The organism is Mesorhizobium sp. CC13 (assembly GCF_039907765.1).
Classification (GTDB): Bacteria; Pseudomonadota; Alphaproteobacteria; order Rhizobiales; family Rhizobiaceae; genus Aminobacter.
The window spans coordinates 355332-375913 of sequence record NZ_JARDJI010000003.1 but is presented as its reverse complement, the minus strand read 5'-3'; the positions used below and the strand labels follow the sequence as shown (position 1 = coordinate 375913).

Below are 20582 nucleotides of genomic sequence, written 5' to 3'. Positions count from 1 at the left end.
CCGATTGCCGCAGCCCTGCCGCTTTTCTGTGGAGCCTGAGACGGCGCAGGAAAATGCCCGTTTGGCGTTCGCGCCGGCAGTCACTATGTTCGCGCACCCGTTCAACAGGCACCAGGATTCCATGGCTGGCGACAACAGGAAAATCGCTGCGATCATCGCAGCCGAGATCAATGCGAAGCCCGAACAGGTCGTGGCCGCCGTCGGACTGCTCGACGAGGGCGCGACCGTTCCCTTCGTCGCGCGCTACCGCAAGGAAGTCACCGGCGGTCTCGACGACACCCAGCTGCGCGATCTCTCCGAGCGCCTCGCCTATCTGCGCGAGCTTGAGGCGCGCCGCGCCGCGATCGTCGAATCCATCACCGGCCAGGGCAAGATGACCGACGACCTGGCGGTTCGTATCGCTACCGTAACGACCAAGGCCGAGCTTGAGGACATCTACCTGCCCTACAAGCCCAAGCGCCGCACCAAGGCGGAAATTGCCCGGGAGCGCGGGCTCGGTCCGCTGGCCGAAGCCATCCTCTTCGACCGCTCCAAGGTGCCGGCCGAGCTGGCCGAGGCCTATGTTGGCGGCGAAGTGGCCGACGTGAAGGCCGCACTCGAAGGCGCGCGCGACATTGTCGCCGAGGCCATCTCGGAAAACGCCGACCTGCTCGGCCGCCTGCGCGGCCACATGAAGGAGCGCGCGGTGCTGCGCGCCCGCGTCGTCGACGGCAAGCAGGAGGCGGGCGCCAAGTTCTCCGACTATTTCGACCATTCCGAGCGCTGGGCCGGCGTGCCGAGCCACCGGGCGCTCGCCATGCTGCGCGGCCGCAACGAAGACGTGCTGTCGCTCGACCTCGAGGTCGACGCCGACGACACCTCGCCGATCAAGCCGGTGGAGCGCATGATCACCGCCGCCTACCAGATCGGCGCGACATTGCCCGGCGACCAGTGGTTGATGCAGGTCGCCGGCTGGACCTGGCGGGTGAAGCTGTCGCTGTCGCTGTCGCTCGACCTGATGCGCGACCTGCGCGAGGCGGCCGAGGAAGAGGCGATCCGCGTCTTCTCGCGCAACCTCAAGGACTTGCTGCTCGCCGCCCCCGCCGGGTCGCGCGCCACCATGGGCCTCGATCCGGGCATCCGCACCGGCGTCAAGGTCGCGATCGTTGATGCTACCGGCAAGGTGCTCGACACCACCACCGTCTATCCCTTCCCGCCCAAGAACGACGTGCGCGGCACCCAGGCCGAGCTTGCGCGGCTGATCATCCGCCACAAGGTCGAGCTGATCGCCATCGGCAACGGCACCGGCAGCCGCGAGACCGAGCGCCTGGTCGCCGACATGCTTGGCGATCTGCCTGCGCCCAAGCCGACGAAGGTCATCGTCAGCGAAGCCGGCGCCTCGGTCTATTCGGCCTCCGCCACCGCCGCGGCCGAATTCCCCAATCTCGACGTGTCGTTGCGTGGCGCGGTCTCCATCGCGCGCCGCCTGCAGGACCCGCTGGCCGAGCTGGTCAAGATCGAGCCCAAGTCGATCGGCGTCGGCCAGTATCAGCACGACGTCGATCAGTATCGCCTGGGCCGCTCGCTCGAAGCGGTGGTCGAGGACGCGGTGAATGCCGTCGGCGTCGACCTCAACACTGCCTCCGCGCCCTTGCTCGCCCGCGTCTCCGGCCTCGGGCCGTCGCTGGCGGAATCGATCGTCGCCTATCGCGATGCCTCGGGTGCTTTCGCCACGCGCCGCGACCTCTTGTCGGTCCCGCGTCTTGGCCAGCGCGCCTTCGAGCAGTGCGCCGGCTTCCTGCGCATCCGCGACGGCAAGGAACCGCTCGATGCGTCGTCGGTCCACCCCGAGGCCTATGGCGTCGCCAAGAAGATCGTCGCCTCCTGCGGCCGCGATGTGCGCCAGCTGATGGGCGACAGCGCGGCGCTGAAAGCCATCGACCCCCGCGCCTTCGTCGACGAGCGTTTCGGCCTGCCGACGGTGCGCGACATCATCGCCGAGCTGGAAAAGCCAGGCCGCGACCCGCGTCCGGGCTTCAAGACCGCGACCTTTGCCGACGGCGTCGACGACATCAAGGACCTGAAGCCGGGCATGCTGCTGGAGGGCACCGTCACCAACGTCGCCGCCTTCGGCGCCTTCGTCGACATCGGCGTGCACCAGGATGGCCTCGTCCATGTCTCGCAGCTGGCCGACAAGTTCGTGAAGGACCCGCACGAGGTGGTGAAGGCCGGCGACGTGGTCAAGGTCCGCGTCGTCGAGGTCGACATCCCGCGCAAGCGCATCGGGCTCACCATGCGCAAGGATGGCGGCGAGCCGGCACCGCGCTCGGCAGTGCCCGCCAAGGGCCGCGACATGAAGTTCAGCTCTGCATCGCCCAAGCCGCAGCCGAACAAGCCGGCGCAGCAAGGCGCGTTCGGCGCGGCGCTGCTCGAGGCGATGAAGCGGAAGTAACGCGCGAGGACGTCAAGGCCGGCTCCCGGTCTCCGTCTCGCTCGGCAGTCCCGTAGCCGGGGCATCTCCGGTGATGCAGAGGCGCGACGCGGACGTCCCCCCTCTCCCCGTTCTTCGCGGGGAGAGGGTAAGGGTGAGGGGCAATCCTGGGACGTTTGCGCTGCCCCTCATCTGCCTGCCGGCATCTTCTCCCCGTGAAGGACGGGGAGAAGAACGCCGTCCGCGACGCCGCGCTCCTTCTGCAGCGAGCCGAACCGCCCTCTGCTCCGCAGCGGCATGATCGCCCTTGCCCGTTTGGCCGTTCGTGTTAGAAAGCCCGGGAAAACGCGGCTCTGGCCGCCTGCGAAAGGTGCCCTGCTCAAATGACCAAGTGGAAAGACGTCAAGAAGGTCGTGCTCGCCTATTCGGGCGGCCTCGATACCTCCATCATCCTCAAGTGGCTGCAGACCGAACTCGGCGCGGAGGTCGTCACCTTCACCGCCGACCTCGGCCAGGGCGAGGAACTCGCGCCGGCGCGCAAGAAGGCCGAGATGCTCGGCATCAAGGAGATCTTCATCGAGGACGTGCGCGAGGAATTCGTCCGCGACTTCGTCTTCCCGATGTTCCGTGCCAATGCCGTCTATGAAGGCGTCTACCTGCTCGGCACCTCGATCGCCCGCCCGCTGATCTCCAAGCACCTCGTCGACATCGCCCGCAAGACCGGCGCCGACGCCATTGCCCACGGCGCCACCGGCAAGGGCAACGACCAGGTCCGCTTCGAGCTGTCGGCCTATGCACTGAACCCCGACATCAAGATCATCGCGCCGTGGCGCGACTGGAGCTTCAAGAGCCGCACCGACCTGCTCGACTTCGCCGAGAAGCACCAGATCCCGGTTGCCAAGGACAAGAAGGGCGAGGCCCCCTTCTCCGTCGACGCGAACCTCTTGCACTCGTCCTCCGAGGGCAAGGTGCTGGAGGATCCGGCCGTCGAGGCGCCCGAATACGTGCACATGCGCACCATCTCGCCCGAGGCCGCGCCGGACAAGGCGACCATCATCAAGATCGGCTTCGAAAAGGGAGATGCAGTCTCGATCAATGGCGAGCGCCTGTCGCCGGCAACGCTTCTGGCCAAGCTCAACGACTACGGCCGCGACAACGGCATCGGCCGCCTCGACCTGGTCGAGAACCGCTTCGTCGGCATGAAGAGCCGCGGCGTCTACGAGACCCCGGGCGGCACGATCCTGCTCTCGGCGCACCGCGCCATCGAGTCGATCACGCTCGACCGCGGTGCCGCGCATCTCAAGGACGAGCTGATGCCGCGCTATGCGGAGCTGATCTACTACGGCTTCTGGTTCTCGCCGGAGCGCCAGATGCTGCAGGCGGCGATCGACCTCAGCCAGAAGGACGTCGAGGGTGAAGTCACGCTCAAGCTCTACAAGGGCAACGTCATGGTCATCGGCCGCGAGAGCGCCAAGTCGCTCTACTCGGACAAGCTGGTCACCTTCGAGGACGACCAGGGCGCCTACGACCAGAAGGACGCCGCCGGCTTCATCAAGCTGAACGCGCTACGCCTGCGTACGCTGGCCGCGCGCAACCGCTGATCGCCACGGGCCCCCGCTTCCGAAGTGGGGGAACCGCTTCGGCGAGCGCCGCCATTCACCTGGCGGCGCATTGTCCGAGACCGGAATGTTGGCCGTTTTCGACCGCCTTCTAACGCCGCCCCGCCGCCAGGCGGGCGCCTTCCACGGCAATTCCCAGCATCGCCTGGCGCGCCAGGGCCACGGCCAGCTCGGGCCGGCGGCGGGTTTGCAGCGTCGTTGCCTGGAGACGCGCCAGCGCGCGATCGAGCGCCGCCGAACTCCAGCTCGTCAGCGCCCGCTCGACCGCTCGCTTGCGCGAGAAGAACACCGGCGGCCGTGCCGTCGCGATAATCGCCGCGGCATTGCGGTTGCCGCCTTCGAGCTCGCCGCGCATCAGGTGCAGGTTTTGCAGGTGGCGCAAGGCCGCCGCCAGCAGCTGCGCGGCCTGGCTGCCGTTCTGGCACTGCTTGGTGAAGGCCGCGTCGAATTCGGCGATGTTGCCGCCGAGGGCGGCGTCGACGGCATCGTCCAGCGACAGCGCCGACACGTCTCCCGTCATCGCCTTGACGTCGTCGAGGCTGATCTCGCCCTTGCCCATGGCGTAGAGCGTCAGCTTCTGCAGTTCGCCGCGCGTCGCCAGCCGGTCGCCGCCGAGGCTGCGGCGCAGGGCATTGCGCGCATCGAGCGCCATCGTCAGCCCGGCCGCACGCAATTCGTCGTCGATGATGGTTTCGAGATCGCGCGCCTCGTCGCCATAGCAGGGCAGGGCCATGCCGCAGAACGCCCCTTCGACCACCGTGCGCAGGGGCGCGCCCTTCTTCAGGTCCTGCGCCTCTATCAGGATCACCGCGTCGCGGGGCGGTTCGGCGGTGAGTGCCCTGACGTCGTCGGCGAGGCTCTTCTGGGCGCCGGCATTGCGGACCCAGATGAGCCGCCTCGGCGAGAACATCGGCACGGTGCGTGCCTCGTCGACGAGACGGCCGCTGTCGCGTTCGACCTCGCCGGCGTCGAGCTTCACCACCGAGAACGGGTCGTCGAGCGGCAGTCCGGTCTTGGCCGCGAAGGCCGCGGCCCGCTCGGAGACGAGACCGCGATCCGGCCCGTAGATCAGCACGATCACCGCCTCCGGAGCGGGACGGGCGAGCCAGGAATCGACCTCATGTGCTTTCTTCTGAGCCATGGCACCCTGTTAGCATACGGTGCCGGCCGTGCCGCAGGTTTTTTGGATCGGGCTGTCCCTACTCGTCGTCGACCAGGATGCGCTGGGCGGCGCCATCCAGGTCGTCGTACTGACCGCTTTTCAGCGACCACAGGAAGGCGGCCAGCCCCAGGCCACCGAGCAACAGGGCGATCGGGAGAAGAAAGATAAGCCCGCTCATGACGCCATTGCCTCCTTGGGCGGAAACGCCGCCGGCGCCTCGAACGAGCGGCTGGCCCGCCTGGCCTTGCCGGCGCCGAGCCTGAGCCCGTTGGCGATCACGATAACCGACGAGCCCGACATGGCCAATGCCGCGACCAGCGGGGTGACGTAGCCGGCGAGCGCGATCGGCACCGCGATCGCATTGTAGGCGACGGCCAGGATCAGGTTCTGGCGGATCAGCCGCTTGGCTTCGCGCGAGGTGGCTAGCGCCAGCGGAACGGCCGCGAGGCTCTCGCGCAAGAAGACGAAGTCCGCGGCGCTCCGGCCGATGTCGGCGGCGCTCGCCGGCGCGATCGACACATGCGCTGCCGCCAATGCCGGCGCGTCGTTGAGGCCGTCGCCCACCATCAGCACCTTGCGGCCTTCGGCCTTCAGCTGTTCGAGACGCGCGACCTTGCCGCTCGGCAGCACGCCGGCCGAGGCTTGCGCTATGCCGAGCGCCTTTGCGACCGTCGCCACCGCCTCAACGCGATCGCCGGACAGAATCTCGACCGCGAGACCGCTCTGCCGGAGCGCGGCGACCGTCGCGGCCGCGCCCGAACGCAGCTGGTCTTCGAAACGGAACTCGGCCACGAGCGCGCCATTCCGCGACAGCACGGTGCCGCCGGCGCCCCCGACATCATCTTGCAACGCCCATTCCGCGCGCCCCAGCCGGTAGCTGTCGGCGCCGCTCCCGGCTTCGAGGCCGAAGCCCGGCAGCTCGTCGACCCTGTCGAAATTCCATTCGCCGCAGCCCTCGGCCGCGTCCGCCAGGGCGCGGGATATCGGATGGCGCGAGTGCAGGGCGATCGCCGCGGCCAGCGAAAGGGTCCGGGACAACAATTCGCCGGCATTCACGAGCCTGGGCATGCCGAGCGTCAGCGTTCCGGTCTTGTCGAAGACGACGGTGTCGATCTCGGCCAGGCGCTCCATGGCCGAGCCGTCCTTGACCATGATGCCGGCCTCGAACAGGCGCCGCGCGGCGGCCACCTGCACGATCGGCACGGCAAGGCCGAGCGCGCAAGGGCAGGTGATGATCAGGACGGCGATGGCGATGGTAATGGCGCGGTAGGCGTCGCCCGAAGCCGCCATCCAGCCGAGGAAGGCCAGGAAGGCCGTCAGGTGCACGACCGGCGCATAGAGCGCCGAAGCACGGTCGGCGATGCGGCGATAACCGCCGCGGCCGCTCTCCGCGGCCTCCATCAGCCGCATCATCTCGGCCAGGAACGAATCCTCGGCCGCCGCGGTGGCTTCGATGGTCAGTGGTCCGGTCAGGTTGAGCGTGCCGGCGCGCAAGGTAGCGCCCGGATCCGCCGCGACGGGATCGCTTTCTCCGGAAACGATGGCGCAGTCGAGCTCCGAATTCCCCTTGATGACCCGGGCGTCGACCGGGACGCGTTCGCCGGCGGCGAGCAGGATCTGCATGCCTGGCTTGATGTCGCCGACCGGCAGGTAGGCATTGGAGCCATCGGCATGGAGCACGGTTGCGCCCCGTGCCGCGAGCCTCGCCAGGCCCTTGACCGCGACGCGGGCCCGTTCGCGCATGACATGGTCGAGCGCACGCCCGATGAGCAGGAAGAAGAGCAGCGACGCCGAAGCGTCGAAATAGGCATGCGGGCCGCTGTTGGCGGTCTCGTAGAGGCTCATGCCGTAGGCGAGCAGCACGCCGATCGAGATCGGCACGTCCATGTTGGTGCGGCCGTTACGCAAGGCCCCCCAGGCGGAGCGGAAGAAGATGCGGCCGGAATAGGCGAGCGCCGGGAGTGCGATCAGCGCCGAGATCCAGTGAAACAGGTCGCGCGTGGCGTCCGTTGCCCCGGACCACACCGACACGGAAAGGAGCATGATGTTTGCCGCCGCGAATCCTGCGATGCCAAGGCCGCGGATCAGTTCGGCGAGGGTCTCGTCCTTGTCGTCGGCGCCCTGTTCGAAGAGGTGGCTTTCGTAGCCCAGCCGCGCCAGTGCATCGACGATCCTGGGCACGCCGGCGGCTTCGCGCCAGCGCACCGAAACGCGCTTGGTCGACAGGTTGACGCGAGCATGCTCGACGCCGTCGAGCGCGCCCAACGCCGCCTCGATGTTGACCATGCAGGCGCCGCAATGCACGCCGGGCACGGAAAGGTCGATCTGGCGCAGGTCGCCGGGCACGGGACGGCTCGACAGTGCCAGTTCCTCGCGGGACGGGCCCTTCGCAGTGCCACCTTGCAGCAGCAGCGCCGCTTCGGCGGCGGGAGCGCAGCAGCTCATTTGACCTCTCCCTTGCTGACGACGATGCGCCGCGCCTCGCGGTAGGGGGCGCCGTTGGGGATCACGGCCTCGGTGTTGACGATCCAGTTGCCGTCGCGAACGGCAGCGGGCACGACATAGGCGCCGTCGGCCGCACGCTCGAGCTTCACTTGCCAGTCCTCGGCCTCGTAGGAGGGCCGGCGGAAGGAAACGGTGACGGATTCGGCCGGCACCGGCGCTCCCGAGGCATCGACCAGACTGTAGCGAATCTCGCCAGCCTTGATCGCGAGCGCACCTTTCCAGCCGAGCGACTGCTGCGCCCTGGCTTCGGCAACCCGCTCGTTGAACTGCTGGCTGGCGACATAGGTGTTCTGGACGACGAGACCCGTCCAGCTGGTGTTGGCGAAGGTTGCCATGACCAGGTTGACGGCGATGATGGTGCCGAAGAAGGCCACCATGATCGCCAGCATGTGCCGGCCGGTGAACTGCCTTGGCTGCCGCAGGGGCCGCAGGGTCATTTGCCGGTCTCCGGAACGTTGAAGTTGGCCACGTAGGAGTCGCTTTCGGAACTCGCCCTGTCTTCGACCACGAAGGTGAAGCTCTGCCCCGCGCTGACCTGCTCGAGCGGCTGGCGGACATAGACCCGCAGCGTGGTGAGCTTGTCGGGCTGGGCCTCGATGTCGACCGAACGGCCTTCGGCCTGCCCCATCCCGACGATGGTCATCGCCGCGCCGGGCAGGCCGTCGAGACGCAGCGTCAGGGTGCGCGGCTCCGGCACCATGTTGAGCAGTTTGACGGTGTAGCCGTTGCGGATCGATCCGTCCGACAGGCGCACGAATTGCGGATTGCGGTCCTGCAGCACGTTGAGGTCGAGCCGGTCGCGACTGAACAGTGCGACGAGCAGCGCGACGCCGATCAGGCTCCAGGCACCGGCATAGACAAAGGTGCGTAGCCGGAAGATCCGGCGGATGTGGAAATGGGCAATGCCCTTGTCGAGCTTGCCGTCGACATCACGCACCTGCTTTGGATCGATCGCCCCGGTGGTCGGGTTGGTGGCGATCGCCATGTTGGACTGGTAGTCGGCGAGCGTCGCGTAGGAGATCAGGCCGCGCTCCTTGCCGATCTTGTCCATGACGCTGTCGCAGGCGTCGATGCAGAGCGCGCAGGTGATGCATTCGAGCTGCTGGCCGTCGCGGATGTCGATGCCCATCGGGCAGACGGCGACGCAGGCGTTGCAGTCGACGCAGTCGCCGACGGAAAGCCCTTCGGCGACAGCCTTCTTGGCATGACGTGAACGCGGTTCGCCGCGCCAGTCGTTGTAGGTGACGGTCAGCGAGTTCTCGTCGAGCATCGCTGCCTGGATGCGCGGCCACGGGCACATATAGGTGCAGACCTGCTCGCGCATGAGGCCGCCGAAGACGTAGGTGGTGGCGGTCAGGATGGCGACCGTGAGGTAGGCGACCGGCGCTGCCTTTCCGGTAACCAGCTCGCCAAGCAATGTGGGCGCATCGGCAAAATAGAAGATCCAGGCGCCGCCGGTTGCCACCGCAATCAACAGCCAGGTCACGTGCTTGGCGGCACGTTTCCCGAGCTTGTCGAACGACCACGGCGCGCCGTCGAGCTTGATGCGGGCGTTGCGGTCTCCCTCGATGCCCCGTTCGACCACCAGGAAAAGATCGACCCAGACGGTCTGCGGGCAGGTGTAGCCGCACCACGCACGGCCGACCGTCGAGGTTACCAGGAACAGGCCAATGCCGGCCATGACCAGCATGCCGGCGACATAGAAGAACTCCTGCGGCCAGATCTCGATGGCGAAGAAATAGAAGCGGCGGTTGGCGATGTCGAGCAGGACCGCCTGATCGGGCGCATAGGGGCCGCGGTCCCAGCGAATCCACGGCGTCAGGTAGTAGATGCCGAGCGTGACCAGCATGACCAGCCACTTGAATTGACGGAACCGGCCGGAGGCCCGCTTGGGGAAGACTTTCTTGCGAGCGGCATAAAGCGGCTGGCGTGTCTTTGCCGAGTTGACCGCCTCGACATCGAGCCGCTCCACTTCCCGTTCGTCAAGCATTCTCGTCTCCTGCTGACCGCCTGCCGGTCAAGATCGACAGGGTCGCTTCGTCTTTGCCTCATCTGGCGCACCTAGGCCTTGACCCAGGTCAAGCCGGGGAAGTGCGCAAGGAGGCCCGGCATTTCTGCCGGGCCTCCCCCCACCCCTTCATCCATCGCCCCCAGCCTTGGAGGGTTATTCACCGCCGCCGAGCGAATGGACGAAGACGGCAAGTTCCTTGACCTTCACGTCGCCCAGTCGGGCGCCCCACGCCGGCATCACGCCATGCCTGGGCCGGCGCACCTGCTGGGCGATGGCCGCCTGCCCGGAGGCGTAGAGCGCGATCGCATCGGTCAGGTCGGGCGCGCCCATTTCCCTGTTGCCCTTGGCATTGTCGCCATGGCAGGCGGCGCAGTTTTCGGCGAACACGGTTGCCCCTGCCGGAACCAGCTCCGGCGTCAGCGCCTGGCCCGACAGGCTCGCGACGAAGGCCGCAACCTCGTTGACCTGCTGCGGTTCGAGCACTTCGGCGAAGGCCGGCATTTCGGAGCTGTGCGTCTCCTCGTCGCCGGCGAAACGGACGCCGTTCGATATCGTCTGGTAGATCTGCTCGATCTTGCCGCCCCACAGCCACTCGTCGTCGTTGAGGTTGGGGAATCCGGGCGAACCCTGCGCACCGGAGCCGTGGCACTGCACGCAGTTGACCTTGAACGCTGCCGAGCCTGCCGAGGTGGCGAACTGGCGCAAATTGTCGTCGGCGAGGATCTCGCCGACGCCCTTGGTCTTCACCGCCTCGACATAGACGCTCTTGGCGGCCTCGGCCGCGGCGAGCTCGGCCTGGACCTCGGCCCGGCTCGAATAGCCGAGCATGCCCGTGGTGGCGGTGCGGATCATCGGCCAGGCCGGATAGGCGATCGTATATGCAAGCGCCCATGCGATGGTGGCGTAGAACGTCCACAGCCACCAGCGCGGCATCGGGTTGTTGAGTTCGCGGATGCCATCCCACTCATGTCCGGTGGTCTCGACGCCGGAAAGCTCGTCGATATGCTTGTCGCTCACAGATCAGTCCTCCTTGAGCGGGATTTGGGCCGCCCGCTCGGCTGCCTCGCGGCTGCCTGGGCGAAGCGCGAAGATGAACACGCCGGCCACGAAGATCGTCATGGCCAGCAAAGCCCAGCTGTCGGCGAAATGTCTGAGGGTGGTGTAGTCCACGACAAGCCTCCTAGCGGTAGTTGGCTTCGGCGTCGTAGGTCGAGAAGTCGACCAGCGTGCCGAGCATCTGCAGATAGGCGACGAGCGCGTCCATCTCGGTCAGCGTCGCCGGGTTGCCGTCGAAATCGCCGAGCTTGGCCTTCGGATAGCGCGCCAGAACGCCGCTCGTATCGGCATTCGGGTCGGCCTGCGCCCGGAGGTCGGCCTCGGCGCTGGCGATCATCTCGTCGCTGTAGGGAACGCCGACGCGACGGTTGGCGATCAGGTCGTAGCTGATGGTCCTCACCGCCAGCGGCGTTTCCTTGAGGAAGGCGTAGCTGGGCATGACCGATTCCGGCACCACCGATCGCGGCTCGACGAGGTGCTGGACGTGCCACTCGTTGGAATAGCGGTCGCCGACGCGGGCGAGATCGGGTCCGGTGCGCTTCGATCCCCACTGGAAGGGATGATCATACATCGACTCCGCCGCTAGGCTGTAGTTGCCGTAGCGCTCCACCTCGTCGCGGAAGGGCCGGATCATCTGGCTGTGGCAGACGTAGCAGCCCTCGCGGATGTAGATGTTGCGGCCGGCGAGCTCCAGCGGCGAGTAGGGACGCATGCCCTCCACCTTCTCGATGGTGTTCTCGAGGTAGAAGAGGGGTGTGATCTGGACGATGCCGCCGATGCTGACGACGATCAGCGAGCCGATCAGAAGCAGCGTCGCGTTTCTCTCGATTGTCTGGTGTTTGTCGAGCAGTGCCATGTCTCAATCCTTACTGGGCAGGCTGGAGGGCTGGAGCGGCACCGGGCAGCGGTTCTTCCTTCCGCTGGTATCCGCGGATCGTCATGTAGACGTTCCAGGCCATGACCAGACCGCCGGCGAGGTACATCAGGCCGCCGATGGTGCGGAGGATGTAGTAGGGGTTCATCGCCGCGACGCTTTCGGCGAAGGAATAGACCAGGAAGCCCTGCTCGTCGTATTCGCGCCACATCAGGCCCTGCGTGATGCCTGCCACCCACATGACGGCGGCGTAGACGACGATGCCGAGCGTGGCGAGCCAGAAGTGCCAGGTGACCAGCCGCATCGAGTAGAGACGCTCACGACCCCACAGCCGCGGCACCAGGAAGTAGATGGCGCCGAAGGTGATCATGCCGTTCCAGCCGAGCGCACCGGAGTGCACGTGGCCGATGGTCCACTCGGTGTAGTGGCTGAGCGAGTTCACCGCCTTGATCGACATCATCGGGCCTTCGAAGGTCGACATGCCGTAGAAGGCGATGGCAACGACCATCATGCGGATGATCGGGTCGGTGCGGATCTTGTCCCAGGCGCCGGAGAGCGTCATCAGACCGTTGATCATGCCGCCCCAGGAGGGCATCCACAACATGATCGAGAACACCATGCCGAGCGTCTGCGCCCAGTCGGGCAGGGCGGTGTAATGCAGGTGGTGCGGCCCTGCCCAGATGTACATGAAGATCAGCGACCAGAAGTGGATGATCGACAGCCGGTAGGAATAGACCGGGCGCTCGGCCTGCTTGGGCACGAAATAGTACATCATGCCGAGGAAGCCGGCGGTCAGGAAGAAGCCGACGGCGTTGTGGCCATACCACCACTGCGTCAGCGCGTCCTGCACGCCGGCGAACAGCGAGTAGCTCTTCGAGCCGAGGAAGGATGCCGGCACCGCGAGGTTGTTGACGATATGCAGCATCGCGATGGTGACGATGAATGACAGGTAGAACCAGTTGGCGACGTAGATATGCGGCTCCTTGCGGGTCAGGATCGTGCCGAAGAAGACGACGAAATAGGCGACCCAGACGACCGTCAGGAACAGGTCGACGTACCATTCCGGCTCGGCGTATTCGCGGCTCTGGGTGATGCCGAGCAGATAGCCGGTCGCCGCCATGACGATGAACAGCTGATAGCCCCAGAAGACATACCAGGCGAGGTTGCCGCCGAAGAGGCGCACCCGCGAGGTCCGCTGCACCACGTAGAAGGAGGTGGCGATCAGCGCGTTGCCGCCGAAGGCGAAGATCACGGCCGAGGTATGCAGCGGACGCAGGCGGCCGAAATTGAGCCAGGGCTCGATGTTGAGATCGGGGAAGGCGAGCTGGGCTGCGACGATGACGCCGACCAGGAAGCCGGCGACGCCCCAGAACACCGTGGCTATGACGCCGTAGCGCACCGGACCGTCCATATAGGGGGACGGCGCTTCGGCTATATTGACCGTGGCGTAGCTGGTGGTGCGCATCAGCACGATGGCACCGGCGGTGAGTGCGAAGAACAGCACCCACATGTGGGCGGCGAACAGGTTGTCCTGCGCGAAGGCCGCGCCCAGCAGGGCGGCGAAGGCCGCCACCGCGAGCAGGATGATTTCGGTTGCGTATTTCATGAGAGAACCCCGACGAACTCAGGGCGACCGAAGATCCCTTTCGGCGCCAGACGCCACACATCCACGACAATTGCCGCTCCTGCCTTGATCTGGATCAAGGTCAAGCCGGGCGCTCCGCCTCAGCCTTCGGGCAATGGGGAACCTCGAGAAGACATGAGATCACGCCGGGAAATGAAGGTCGGGACGGAGCAGACGGCTCTCACCGAGGCGATAGCCGCCGTGCGTCGCGCCCACGCTGCCAAGCTAATGCTCTGCGACCGGCTGGAAGCGATAGCGGATTCGCTGCCCGGCGGGCTGGACAGGCGCGAGTGCCTGTTGGCGGCGCGCGCCCTCGGCCCAGCAATGATCAAGGTCCATCGCTTCGAGGAGCAGCACGTCTACCCCCATTTCGCCGCCCGGCTGCTGCAGAGCGCCGAGGCGCGCAAGACCATTGCGCGGCTCAAGAGCGAGCATTGCGAGGATGAGGGCTATGCCGCCGAACTGCGCGACACCTTGCGCGCCACCGCACGGCGCGGCAGGGCTGAGAATCCCGAGACGCTGGGCTTCATGCTGCGCGGCTTTTTCGGCGCGCTGAGGCGCCACATCGCCTTCGAGCGCGACCATGTCATGGCGCAGGTCGCACCGGACTGCGAGGCGCGGGACTAGATGTTGGCGCGCCGCTCGAGCTTGGCGAGGTCGAAGACGGTGATGTGGCGGTTGTTCTCGACCGAGATCAGCCCGTCCTTGCGCAGCTTGGTGAGCTGACGGCTGACGGTCTCGATGGTGAGGCCGAGGAAGTCGGCTATGTCGGCACGCGTCAGCGGCAGGTCGAAGCTGACCTCGCCTTCGCTCTCCGCCTCGGGATCGCCGTGCCTGGCGATGAGCTGGAGGAACGAGGCGACACGCTCGGCCGCCGTCTTGCGGCCGAGCGTCAGCATCCAGTCGCGCGCGTCGTCGAGTTCGTTCAGGGCCTGCACGTGCAGGCGGTGCCCGAGTTCCGGCGACTGCTCGATCATGCGGTCGAGCGATTTCTTGGGGAAGGAGCAGACCCGAACCGGCGTGGCGGCCTCGGCGCTGGTCGAGCTCTCGTGCTTGAACGGGCGGCCGAGGAAGTCGGGAGCGAACTGGAGGCCGACGATCTGCTGGCGGCCGTCAGAGAGTGTCTTGGTCAGCTTGACCACCCCGGCGAGCACATTGGCGTAGCTGTCGACGGTTTCGGAGTCCGAGACAAGCATCGTGCCCGGTTCGACCTTGCGCTTGGTGGTGTGACGGCTGAGCTCGACCAGTTGCTCGGTCGTGAGCGCACCGCAAACGCCCTTGTGCCGCGCTTCGCATGAGCGGCACAGCACTGGTATTTCTGAGTTGTGAATGTCCTGGCGAACCGCCATCGCGTCGTCCGATGTCTGATTGTGGCCAATCTATGTTCCAGTTCCCGGAATTGGAACCGTGTCATTGTGTCCACGCGCTCCCAGCCGTTGATCCATGTCAAGGCGGCCACGGAGGCCAAGGTCCAAGTTGCGGCTACTCATGGAGAGGCTGATGGACCGGACCCTTGTCGAGAAACATGCCGCGCCGGTGCCGCGCTACACGAGTTATCCGACAGCGCCGCACTTCAAGACCGATGTTTCGGCGGCGACCTATGCCGAGTGGCTGCGGGCCCTGCCGGAGGGAACCGCAACCTCGCTCTACGTGCACATTCCCTACTGCGACCGCCTGTGCTGGTTCTGTGCCTGCCACACCAAGCAGGTCCGCCGCTACGATCCCGTCGCCCGCTATCTCGAAGCCCTCGCAGCGGAGATCGAATCAATCTCGGCCGAGGCTGAAAGCCGGCTAATCATAACGGCGCTGCATCTCGGCGGTGGCTCGCCGACGCTGGTCGCGCCTGACGACATGATTGCGCTGGGCAGGCTCCTGCGCAGCAGATTCGCCTTCGCGGACGATGCCGAGATCAGCGTCGAAATGGACCCCAACGACATGGACGAGGCGCGCTTCGACGCGCTCGCCGCCATCGGCATGACCCGCGCCAGCCTCGGCGTCCAGGATTTCGATCCACACGTGCAGCGAACCATCAACCGCGAGCAGACGTTCGAACAGACCAAGGCCGTGGTCGATGCGGTTCGCGCACGCGGCGTGCGCTCGGTCAATCTCGACGTGCTTTACGGCCTGCCGCACCAGACGCTCGAAACCATCGCGGCAACGATCGGGCAGGTGCTGTCGCTACGGCCCAACCGCATCGCCCTGTTCGGTTATGCCCATGTTCCGTGGATGAAGAAGCACCAGACGATGATCGACGAGGCGCTGCTGCCCGGCGCCGAGGCGCGCCTGGCGCAGGCGGAGACGGCGGCGCGGCTGATCCTGGCTGCGGGTTACCAGGCGATCGGCATGGACCATTTCGCGCTTCCGGACGACAGCCTCGCCATGGCCGCCCGCTCGGCCACGCTGCGGCGCAATTTTCAGGGCTACACCACCGACCAGGCGGATGCGCTGATCGGCCTGGGGGCTTCCTCGATCGGCCTTCTGCCGCAGGGCTATGTCCAGAACATGCCGGCCACGGCCGAATACGAGCGCCGCGTGCTGGCCGGCGGCCTGGCGACAGAGCGCGGTATCGCCCTCACCGAGGAGGATCGCATGCGTTCCTGGGTGATCGAGCGACTGATGTGCGAATTCTCATTCTCGCCCTGCGACCTGGTCGCCCGATTCGGAGAGCCGGCGCGGGAGGTCATCGCGGAGGCTGAGTTGCTTCTAGCCAACAGTGGCGACGGGATCTTTGCGCGGTCCGGAAACCGCTTTGTCGTCACCGAACAGGGCAAGCCCTTCGTCCGTTCGGTCGCGGCACGGTTCGACGCGTATCTCGGCAAGGGAACGGCGCGTCACTCCGTCGCCGTTTGAGGGGGGGCCTGCCGCAAATCGCCTCGAAATGCATCTCGGCCCTTTCCATTTCCGGAACGATTTGCTCTTATGGGTGGCAGAAACACAGGCTGCCTAAATAGTGAGCATGACGATCCGACACGCTTTGGCGGGCGATCTCGACCGCATCACCGAAATCTATGCCGACGCGGTGCTGAACGGCACGGCAAGCTATGAGCTGGAGCCGCCGACACGGGCGGAGATGGGGGTGCGGTTCGAGACCCTGAGCGCCGGCAACTATCCCTATCTCGTCGCCGAACGGCAGGGCCGGATCGTCGGCTATGCCTATGCCGGACCGTTCCGGGCCCGGCCGGCCTACCGGTTCATTGTCGAGGATTCGATCTACATCGCGCCCGACGCCAAGGGTGCCGGCATCGGCAAGGCGCTGATGGAGGTACTGATCGAGGAGGCGGCAAAGCTCGGCTTCCGCCAGATCATCGCCGTGATCGGCGACGGCCACGCGGACAGCGCGTCGGTGCGCCTGCATGAGAGGCTCGGGTTCCAGCATTCGGGCCGGCTGGACGGCTCCGGCTACAAGCATGGCCGCTGGCTCGACACCGTCTTCATGCAGCTTCCGCTGAATGGCGGCACCAGCCTGCCGCCGGATCCCGGCTCCATGCCCGAGCGCATGTTCCGGGCGAAGGGCGGCACGGGCTGAATTCAGCCGCCGCCGATCAGCGGGACGAAGCGAACCGCGGCGAGCGCCTTCTCCACATAGTCGTCGTCCTTCAGGCGGGTGACCTTGACCAGGATCTGGTCGCCCAAGGGGCCCAGCGGCATCACCAGCCTGCCGCCTATGGCGAGCTGGCTTTTCCAGGCCGGCGGAATCCTGCGCGAACCGGCAGCGGACAGGATGGCATCGAATGGAGCCTCGGCCTCGCAACCGGCAACGCCGTCGCCGGTCACCACCTCGACGTTGCCGTAACCCAGCCGGGTCAGGCGCATGCGTGCGGTGTCGGCGAGCGACGCCAGTCGCTCGATGGTAACGACGCGGGACACGATCCGCGCCATGACGGCCGCCGCATAGCCGGAGCCGGTGCCGATCTCGAGAACCTTCTGCCCTGGCGACAATTCGCCGGCCGAAGCCATGAGCGCCACGATATAGGGCTGCGAAATCGTCTGGTACCCGTCGATCGGCAGGGCCGTGTCTTCATAGGCGTAGTCGCGCAGGTTCTCGGGAACGAATTCCTCGCGCGGCACTTCGGACATGGCTTCGAGCACGGCGAGGTCGCTGACGCCGCGCCTTGCGATCTGGCGCTCCACCATGTTGAGGCGCGCCGGCCGATAGTCGATCATGGCATGCCCCTGACGATGCCAATTAACCGGCAGGCCAGCCGGAAGTTCCGCGCCACCTGGCAGGCTCGCCCCAGCTTCCGCAGCGTCCTTTTGATGTTGCAGCGCGTCAATTCTGCTGCATTGCACAATATGCAATGCTCCTATGCAATATCAACACTTTAAAACCCGAACCTGCGGGGCTAGATATCACTCATCGAATTTGTCGGGGCCTACCTCCTCCCAGACCTCGACGAATAGGTCAGCGCCTACCTCCTCCCAGACGCTGGCCACCAATACGACACCCGCCGGACCTCCTCCCCCGGCGGGTGTTGTTTTTTCAGCCCTCCAAAACTCCAGCAACGACCGCCCTGGCCTCCCGCCACTGGGCCACAGCCATGCAATGCGCCGGACAGACCGTGCGGAGCAATCACCGGTGTGGCGTTCGGGTGGCCTTACAGGCTATAGGCAGTGCCAAGCGTCTCCCGGCCTTTGCTGCGGAGAAACGAAACTATGGCCGCCGCGGCCCGCGACAGACGAAACGCGAGCTGTGCGCCGGCGGCGGGTGAGGAACGAGGAAAGGTACTCAGCATGAACGTGATCAGCGAAACCGCGGCACTTCTCGAACGGCTCGGCGTCGCCAAGGCCGACTACACCGGCGGCGACCTGATCGTGCGCAGCCCGGTGACCGGCGAGCAGATCGGCGCGCTGACGTCGATTTCGCCCACCCAAGCCGGCAAGGCCATCGAGCGTGCCGACAAGGCCTTCAAGGCCTGGCGCAACGTGCCGGCGCCGAAGCGCGGCGAGCTCGTTCGCCTGCTCGGCGAGGAACTGCGCGCCGCCAAGGCCGATCTCGGCCGCCTGGTGTCGATCGAAGTCGGCAAGATCCCGTCGGAAGGCCTGGGCGAAGTCCAGGAAATGATCGACATCTGCGACTTCGCCGTCGGCCTGTCGCGCCAGCTCTACGGCCTGACCATCGCCACCGAGCGCGCCGGCCATCGCATGATGGAGACCTGGCACCCGCTCGGCGTCGTCGGCGTCATCTCGGCCTTCAACTTCCCCGTCGCGGTGTGGTCGTGGAACGCCGCGCTTGCCTTCGTCTGCGGCAACTCGGTGGTGTGGAAGCCATCGGAAAAGACGCCGCTGACCGCGCTCGCCTGCGAGGCGATCTTCAAGCGCGCCGCGGCCCGCTTCGGCACTGACGCGCCCGAAGGCCTGTCGCAGGTGCTGATCGGCGACCGCGCCGTCGGCGAGGTGCTGGTCGACAACCCGAAGGTGCCGCTGGTGTCGGCCACCGGCTCGACCCGCATGGGCCGCGACGTCGGCCCGCGCCTCGCCAAGCGCTTCGCCCGAGCCATCCTCGAGCTCGGCGGCAACAATGCCGGCATCGTCTGCCCCTCGGCCAATCTCGACATGGCGCTGCGGGCGATTGCCTTTGGCGCCATGGGCACCGCCGGCCAGCGCTGCACCACCATGCGCCGCCTGTTCGTGCATGACAGCGTCTACGAGACGCTCGTCCCGCGCCTCAAGAAGGCCTATGAGAGCGTCTCGGTCGGAAGCCCCCTTGAGAGCTCGGCGCTCGTCGGTCCGCTGATCGACAAGGCCGCCTTCGACGGCATGCAGAAGGCGCTGAAGGAAGCCGGCGAGCACGGCGGTAAGATCACCGGCGGCGCCCGCGTCGACCAGGGCCATGACGGCGCCTACTACGTCAAGCCGGCTCTGGTGGAGATGCCGGGCCAGGTTGGCCCGGTGCTGGAAGAAACCTTCGCGCCGATCCTCTACGTGATGAAGTATTCCGATTTCGACCAGGTGCTGGAGTTGCACAACGAAGTCGGCGCCGGCCTGTCGTCGTCGATCTTCACGCTCGACCTGCAGGAGGCCGAGCGCTTCCTGTCGGTCGAAGGCTCGGACTGCGGCATCGCCAACGTCAATATCGGCACCTCGGGCGCCGAAATCGGCGGCGCCTTCGGTGGCGAGAAGGAGACCGGCGGCGGCCGCGAGAGCGGCTCGGATGCCTGGAAGGCCTATATGCGCCGCGCCACCAACACGGTGAACTACTCCAAGGCGCTGCCGCTGGCCCAGGGCGTGTCTTTCGATATCGACTGACCGGGCAAGCCGACCGACTCCGAGCGCCGTCCGCGAAAGCGGGCGGCGTTTTCGTTTGCGGGGTCAGAGAGCAAGACCCGGTATGGTCCAGCCTGCCAGTTCGGCCTGGGCCGCCGGCGCGATCGGAATCAGCCGGCGCGCCTCGAGGTCGAAGCAGATGGCGATCACCTCCATCGTACCGAAGGCGCGGCCGGAGAACGGATCGAGCATCCAGTTGACGATGTTCATGGTGCGGCCGTCGGCGCGGGCGAGGCCGGAGCGTACCTCCCAGCAGTCGCCGTTGCCAGGCATGTCGTCGACCAGGATCAGGAATTCGAGCGCGGCTGCGCCAAAATGGGGGCCGTTGCGGTCGCTGTGACGGGCGCAAAGTTCGCGCAGCGGGGTGATGATGTTGCGGACGCTGTCGGCAATCGCCGCGACGAAGCCCTGAGGCAGCATCTTTCCGAAGGGATCGCAGGCCTGCTGCTGCACTGCGCCCTGGCCGAGCTGGCGCAAGCCGAGCTCCCTTGCCCGCGCGCCCGAGGCGGACGTGGTTGCCGGCAGTTCACCTGTGCTTCGCGGCAATGCCAGCTTCGGCGTGTCGGCGAGATCCGACGCGACACGCGTGGCGAACGCTTCCGGCCAGGCCCGCGCGGCACCGTTCGCGACCTCGACATGGCTCAGGCCGATGCGGAAGGTCGCGGCACATTCGCCCGAGGCGCTGTCGAACATCATGACCACGATGTCGGCACTGGTGTCGCCAATGGACGTGAAGCCGGCGGTCATGTGCATCGAGGTTCCCGCACGCGCCTCGCGCAGGAAGCGGATATGCATGCTGGTGACGGCCAGCGTCGTCGCCGAGGCGGGCGCGAACAGCAGCGGCAGGCCGGCGAGGCCGAACGTCATGGCGACGGCCTCCACGCTGCGCGCTACATAGAAGCGCGTGTTCATGTGGCCCATCTCGTCGCATTCCCAGGTGGCGACGCCGCCGCGCCAGACATCACGCAGCCCGGATGTGTCTGCCGTCATGTCGTTCCTTTCCGTGCCGGTCTTGCACGGATGTAGCCGCTGGAAATGCCCTATTCATCGTCGTATC

The 20582-nt window shown here is 66.5% G+C and carries 18 protein-coding genes; 6 read left to right on the top strand and 12 right to left on the bottom strand.

Going from position 1 to position 20582, the window contains the following annotated elements:
* The first annotated feature begins 121 nt into the window (after positions 1-121).
* Together PV773_RS07695 and PV773_RS07690 are read left to right on the top strand one after the other, a co-directional pair.
* Positions 122-2431, top strand: coding sequence for a Tex family protein (locus tag PV773_RS07695; RefSeq protein ID WP_347965771.1), 2310 nt, complete (start codon positions 122-124; stop codon positions 2429-2431).
* A gap of 362 nt (positions 2432-2793) precedes the next feature.
* Entirely contained in the window at positions 2794-4011 is a 1218-nt protein-coding gene (locus tag PV773_RS07690; protein ID WP_347965770.1) for an argininosuccinate synthase, read from the top strand.
* 109 nt (positions 4012-4120) lie between these two features.
* Here the strand turns inward: PV773_RS07690 and holA are convergent, their stop codons facing one another.
* From holA to ccoN, 9 genes are all read right to left on the bottom strand, one after another.
* Positions 4121-5170, bottom strand: a complete 1050-nt coding sequence (gene holA, locus PV773_RS07685) for a DNA polymerase III subunit delta (RefSeq protein WP_347965769.1) — start codon at positions 5168-5170, stop codon at positions 4121-4123.
* 58 nt (positions 5171-5228) lie between these two features.
* Positions 5229-5369 (bottom strand): cbb3-type cytochrome oxidase assembly protein CcoS, encoded by a 141-nt coding sequence (gene ccoS / locus PV773_RS07680; protein WP_347965768.1) that lies wholly within the window; start codon positions 5367-5369, stop codon positions 5229-5231.
* Entirely contained in the window at positions 5366-7636 is a 2271-nt protein-coding gene (locus PV773_RS07675) for a cation-translocating P-type ATPase (RefSeq protein WP_347965767.1), read from the bottom strand. The genes ccoS and PV773_RS07675 overlap by 4 nt, the downstream gene beginning before the upstream one ends.
* A complete protein-coding gene (locus tag PV773_RS07670) occupies positions 7633-8133 on the bottom strand; it encodes a FixH family protein (protein WP_347965766.1) in 501 nt (166 codons plus the stop codon). Before PV773_RS07670 ends, PV773_RS07675 begins: the two co-directional genes overlap by 4 nt.
* Positions 8130-9686: a cytochrome c oxidase accessory protein CcoG gene (gene ccoG, locus PV773_RS07665; RefSeq protein WP_347965765.1), complete on the bottom strand. Its 1557-nt coding sequence runs from the start codon at positions 9684-9686 to the stop codon at positions 8130-8132. The genes PV773_RS07670 and ccoG overlap by 4 nt, the downstream gene beginning before the upstream one ends.
* A 174-nt stretch (positions 9687-9860) precedes the next feature.
* Complete coding sequence (gene ccoP / locus PV773_RS07660; RefSeq protein ID WP_347965764.1) at positions 9861-10724, bottom strand: cytochrome-c oxidase, cbb3-type subunit III; 864 nt, start codon at positions 10722-10724, stop codon at positions 9861-9863.
* A gap of 3 nt (positions 10725-10727) precedes the next feature.
* On the bottom strand, positions 10728-10877 hold the full coding sequence (locus PV773_RS07655; RefSeq protein ID WP_340038593.1) for a cbb3-type cytochrome c oxidase subunit 3: 150 nt from the start codon (positions 10875-10877) through the stop codon (positions 10728-10730).
* A 10-nt stretch (positions 10878-10887) separates the two neighbouring features.
* Positions 10888-11619 carry a cytochrome-c oxidase, cbb3-type subunit II gene (gene ccoO, locus PV773_RS07650; protein ID WP_347965763.1) on the bottom strand — a complete coding sequence of 244 codons (732 nt, stop codon included), beginning with the start codon at positions 11617-11619 and terminating at the stop codon, positions 10888-10890.
* A gap of 10 nt (positions 11620-11629) precedes the next feature.
* A complete protein-coding gene (gene ccoN, locus PV773_RS07645) occupies positions 11630-13243 on the bottom strand; it encodes a cytochrome-c oxidase, cbb3-type subunit I (protein ID WP_347965762.1) in 1614 nt (537 codons plus the stop codon).
* A 153-nt stretch (positions 13244-13396) separates the two neighbouring features.
* Between ccoN and PV773_RS07640 the strand changes: the two genes are divergently transcribed.
* Positions 13397-13888 (top strand): hemerythrin domain-containing protein, encoded by a 492-nt coding sequence (locus tag PV773_RS07640; RefSeq protein WP_347965761.1) that lies wholly within the window; start codon positions 13397-13399, stop codon positions 13886-13888.
* On the opposite strand, the gene PV773_RS07635 is transcribed toward PV773_RS07640, so the two are convergent.
* Positions 13885-14610, bottom strand: coding sequence for a Crp/Fnr family transcriptional regulator (locus PV773_RS07635; RefSeq protein WP_347965760.1), 726 nt, complete (start codon positions 14608-14610; stop codon positions 13885-13887). The genes PV773_RS07640 and PV773_RS07635 overlap by 4 nt on opposite strands.
* 151 nt (positions 14611-14761) lie before the next feature.
* Here PV773_RS07635 and hemN point away from each other — a divergent pair, with 151 nt between their 5' ends.
* The gene (gene hemN, locus PV773_RS07630; RefSeq protein ID WP_347965759.1) at positions 14762-16111 is read left to right on the top strand and encodes an oxygen-independent coproporphyrinogen III oxidase; all 1350 of its coding nucleotides are present in this window, start codon (positions 14762-14764) and stop codon (positions 16109-16111) included.
* A gap of 97 nt (positions 16112-16208) precedes the next feature.
* Complete coding sequence (locus PV773_RS07625) at positions 16209-16787, top strand: N-acetyltransferase family protein (protein WP_347965821.1); 579 nt, start codon at positions 16209-16211, stop codon at positions 16785-16787.
* A gap of 2 nt (positions 16788-16789) precedes the next feature.
* Here PV773_RS07625 and PV773_RS07620 read toward each other — a convergent pair whose 3' ends face one another.
* Positions 16790-17425 (bottom strand): protein-L-isoaspartate(D-aspartate) O-methyltransferase, encoded by a 636-nt coding sequence (locus PV773_RS07620; protein WP_347965758.1) that lies wholly within the window; start codon positions 17423-17425, stop codon positions 16790-16792.
* Between the two features lie 567 nt (positions 17426-17992).
* Between PV773_RS07620 and PV773_RS07615 the strand changes: the two genes are divergently transcribed.
* Positions 17993-19507 (top strand): aldehyde dehydrogenase family protein, encoded by a 1515-nt coding sequence (locus PV773_RS07615; protein WP_347965757.1) that lies wholly within the window; start codon positions 17993-17995, stop codon positions 19505-19507.
* Positions 19508-19570: 63 nt separating this feature from the next.
* On the opposite strand, the gene PV773_RS07610 is transcribed toward PV773_RS07615, so the two are convergent.
* On the bottom strand, positions 19571-20515 hold the full coding sequence (locus PV773_RS07610; RefSeq protein WP_347965756.1) for a thioesterase family protein: 945 nt from the start codon (positions 20513-20515) through the stop codon (positions 19571-19573).
* Positions 20516-20582 lie beyond the last annotated feature (67 nt).